Origin of the sequence: Micromonospora maritima, from assembly GCF_902825405.1 — a bacterium.
Lineage (GTDB): Bacteria > Actinomycetota > Actinomycetes > Mycobacteriales > Micromonosporaceae > Micromonospora > Micromonospora maritima.
The window spans coordinates 1-3,446 of record NZ_CADEAU010000532.1 but is presented as its reverse complement, the minus strand read 5'-3'; the positions used below and the strand labels follow the sequence as shown (position 1 = coordinate 3,446).

The following is a 3,446-nucleotide window of genomic DNA, read 5'->3' as shown; positions in this document are numbered from 1 at the left end:
GCCGGCGCCGAACGGAACGCGGCGACCGCGGCACCGGTGGCGGCGGCGGCCAGCGGCCCGTGTCCCAGGCCGTCGCAGACCAGCACCTGCCGGCGGCCGTCGACCTCGCGCACCGCGTAGCCGTCGCCGCTGTCCTGCTCGCCGGTGATCGGCCTCGCCAGTCCGCCGGCCCAGTCCGCCTCCGGCGGCGGCCCGTCCCACACCTGGACGGTCAGGACCGTGCCCCGGCCGCTGAGCGAGTAGCCGTCGAACCGGCTCGCCTGCCGGGCGATGGCGCCGAGGCCGATGCCCAGGGTGCCGACCGTCGAGTGACCGTCGGTCGAGGAGAGGGTGAGGTCGGCCATGCCGGGGCCGGCGTCGATGGCCACCAGCTCCACCCCGGCCCGCCCGGTGCGGCGTGCCGGGCGCAGCAGCAGCGTGCCCTCGCGGGCGTGCTTGACCAGGTTGCTGGTGATCTCGGCGGTGACGATGGCCAGGTCCGCGACGCGGTCCGCGCTCAGTTCGAGCTGCCGCCCGAGGCGCTCGGCCGCCCGGCGTACGCCGCCGGCGGTCGCGCCGTTGTCGACCCGGAACCAGACGCCGTGGTCGGGGACCACGTCGGCGGTCATCGCGACCACTTGGTGACGGTGATCGTCGTGCCCTCGCCGACGGCCGTCCGGATGTCGAAGTCGTCGACCAGCCGGCGGGCGCCGCTGAGGCCGAGGCCCAGACCGCCGCCGGTGGTGTAGCCGTCGGTGAGCGCCAGGTCGAGGTCGGGGATGCCCGGGCCCTGGTCGGCGAAGACGATGCGCACCCCGCGCCGGCGACCGTCGGAGACCGTGCTCACCTCGGCGCTGCCCCCGCCGCCGTAGATCAGCGTGTTGCGGGCGAGTTCGCTCGCGGCGGTGACCAGCTTGGTCTGGTCGACCAGGGAGAGCCGGACCGCGACGGCGGTGGTACGCACCAACTGCCGTACCCGCACCACGTCCTCGTCGCTCCGGATCGCCTGCGTCGCCGGCACTCCGAGGTCGACGCCCGCGGTCATGGCGTCGCCGTCGTCTCGGCGTCCTCGTCGCCCGGCGCCTCGTCCCAGTCGTCGGTGCGGCTGGCCGCGATCAGCTCCATGCCCCGCTCGACGTTCAGCGCGGTACGGATGCCGTTGAGCGACAGCCCCAGCTCGACCAGGGTGATGGCGACGGCGGGACGCATGCCGACGACCACCGTCTCGGCGTCCAGCACCTTGGAGATGGACGCGATGGTGGAGAGCATCCGGCCGACGAACGAGTCGACGATGTCCAGCGCCGTGATGTCGATGATCACGCCGTGGCACCCGGTGGCGACGATCCGCTCGGCCAGGTCCTCCTGGAGCTGGACCGCCGTCTGGTCGGACATGTCGACCTGGATCGAGACCAGCAGGATGTCGCCGATCTTGAGGATCGGCACCCGCTCCATCACGCCTCCCGGCGCGCGCGGCGGGCGGTCGTCTCGACCCCGGTCAGGCGCAGCACGTGCCGCAGCGCGTCGGCGAGGCTCGCCTTGGTGGCGATGTCACCGAACTCGATGCCGAGGGCGACGATGGTCTGGGCGATCTGCGGCCGGATGCCGGAGATGATGCAGTCGGCGCCCATCAGCCGGGCGGCCACCACGGTCTTCAGGATGTGCTGCGCGACCTGTGTGTCCACCGCCGGCACGCCGGTGATGTCGATGATCGCGTACGGCGAGCTCGTGTCGACGAGCGTCTGGAGCAGCCGCTCCATCACCACCTGGGCGCGGGCCGAGTCGAGCGTGCCGACCAGCGGGACGGCGACCACGCCCTCCCAGAGCTTGACCACCGGCGTGGAGAGCTCCAGGAGCTGCTCCGCCTGGTCGGCGATCAGGCTCTCGCGGGCCCGGACGAACGTCTCGAAGGTGAACAGCCCCATCTGGTCGACGAGCGCGGAGAAGGCGACGAAGTCGCGCAGGGTGTCGTCGCCCCGCTCCTGCTCCATCAGCTCCAGCAGGACGTCCTTGAGCGCGAACACGCTGATCGCGGTCTCGGTGGCGCTGAACCCCTGCCGGGCCCGGTTGGTGGACAACTCGGACAGCACCGCCCGCAGCTCACCGCCGTGCTCGGCGGCGAGGTCGCTGACGCCCTGCTGGCCGGCCTCGACCAGCGCCCGGTGCAGCTCCTGCACCTGGCGGGCCAGCTCGGCCCGGCTCAGCCGGCCGCGCAACGATCCGGTGACGATCTCCGTCCAGCGGTCGATCGACCGGTCGGCGTGCTGACTGAGCAGGTGGGCGAGCCGACCACCCTGTTCGGCGCTCAACGCCATGGTGACCTCCCTGATCTGGACGGGCGGACTCTATCACCGGAGGTCGACGCACTAGTTGTCGCGGAACAAAGAAATGATCGACAGCACCTGAGCCGGCTCCCGTTCTGCGCGACGCGCCCGTCGTGGGATACCGTTCCTCCGAACACAGGAGGTCGACGAATGTCCCTGACGGTGCACACGGAACAGCGCGGCGACGTGGTCGTCGTGTCGGTCGCGGGCGAGCTGGACATGGCCACGGCACCGCAGCTCCAGGACCAGATCACGGATCTGCTGGACAAGGGGCGCAGCCGGCTCGTGTTCGACCTGGCCGAGGTGTCGTTCTGCGACTCGACCGGGCTGTCGGTGTTCGTCCGCGCCAAGAACAGCTGCGACGAGGCCGGCGGCGTGGTCCGGCTGGCCGCCCCGCAGCGCGGCGTGCTGCGCATCCTCGAGGTCAGCGGCCTGGTCGAGGTGCTGCACACCTACCCCACGGTGGAGCAGGCCGTCGCCGGCGACCCCACCCCGGCCTCCTCCTGACTGAAATCTTTCAGCGCTCGTCCTCGATGAAGCGGGGACGGGCGATCACCATGCCCGCGGTCGTCTGCACGGCGAGCGCCACCAGCAGGAAGCCGATCGGGGCGGTCCAGCCGCCGGTCGCCTCGTAGAGGATGCCGACCAGCAGCGGGCCGAGCGCGGCGATCACGTACCCGGTGCTCTGCGCGAAGGCGGACAGCGCCACGGTGCCCTCGGCGGTCCGGGCGCGCAGCCCGATCGTGGTCAGGATGAGCGGGAACGCGCCCTGGCCGAGCGCGAGCAGCAGCACCCACAGCGGCGCCAGGCCGCGCGGCGCGAGTGCCAACCCGAGGTACGCGGCGGTGGAGAACGCGGTCAGCGACAGCACCAGCGGCCGCAGCGTGGCCAGCCGGCCGGCCAGCGCGGGCATCATCAGCGCCACCGGCACGCCCAGCGCGGTCACGCCGGCGAGCAGCAGCCCGGCGGCCTCCGGCCGGTAACCGGCGTCCCGGAACAACTGGGCCAGCCAGCCCATGATCGCGTACCCGCTGAGCGACTGCGCCCCGAAGTAGACAGCCATGGCCCAGCCGAGCCGGGTCCGCCCGGGCCGTACCCGGCTCGGGGCGGCGACCGCCGCCGCCGGGGTGGCGGCCCGTCGCGCGG

Annotated in this window: 6 protein-coding genes; 1 reads left to right on the top strand and 5 read right to left on the bottom strand. The window is 72.7% G+C overall.

Annotation, left to right across the window (positions count from 1 at the left end):
- The 4 genes from HUW36_RS28525 to HUW36_RS28510 form a co-directional block, all read right to left on the bottom strand.
- Positions 1 to 608 (bottom strand): ATP-binding protein (locus tag HUW36_RS28525; RefSeq protein ID WP_174530954.1); only part of this gene is annotated, 608 nt, incomplete at its 3' end.
- A complete protein-coding gene (locus HUW36_RS28520) occupies positions 605 to 1,024 on the bottom strand; it encodes an ATP-binding protein (protein ID WP_174530953.1) in 420 nt (139 codons plus the stop codon). The genes HUW36_RS28525 and HUW36_RS28520, both read right to left, overlap by 4 nt.
- Entirely contained in the window at positions 1,021 to 1,431 is a 411-nt protein-coding gene (locus tag HUW36_RS28515) for an STAS domain-containing protein (RefSeq protein ID WP_174530952.1), read from the bottom strand. The genes HUW36_RS28520 and HUW36_RS28515 overlap by 4 nt, the downstream gene beginning before the upstream one ends.
- Positions 1,431 to 2,291, bottom strand: a complete 861-nt coding sequence (locus HUW36_RS28510) for an STAS domain-containing protein (RefSeq protein ID WP_174530951.1) — start codon at positions 2,289 to 2,291, stop codon at positions 1,431 to 1,433. Before HUW36_RS28510 ends, HUW36_RS28515 begins: the two co-directional genes overlap by 1 nt.
- Before the next feature lie 159 nt (positions 2,292 to 2,450).
- Between HUW36_RS28510 and HUW36_RS28505 the strand changes: the two genes are divergently transcribed.
- Entirely contained in the window at positions 2,451 to 2,807 is a 357-nt protein-coding gene (locus tag HUW36_RS28505; RefSeq protein ID WP_088642031.1) for an STAS domain-containing protein, read from the top strand.
- A gap of 10 nt (positions 2,808 to 2,817) precedes the next feature.
- Here the strand turns inward: HUW36_RS28505 and HUW36_RS28500 are convergent.
- The coding region (locus tag HUW36_RS28500; RefSeq protein WP_484502608.1) for an MFS transporter at positions 2,818 to 3,446 on the bottom strand (629 nt) is incomplete at its 5' end.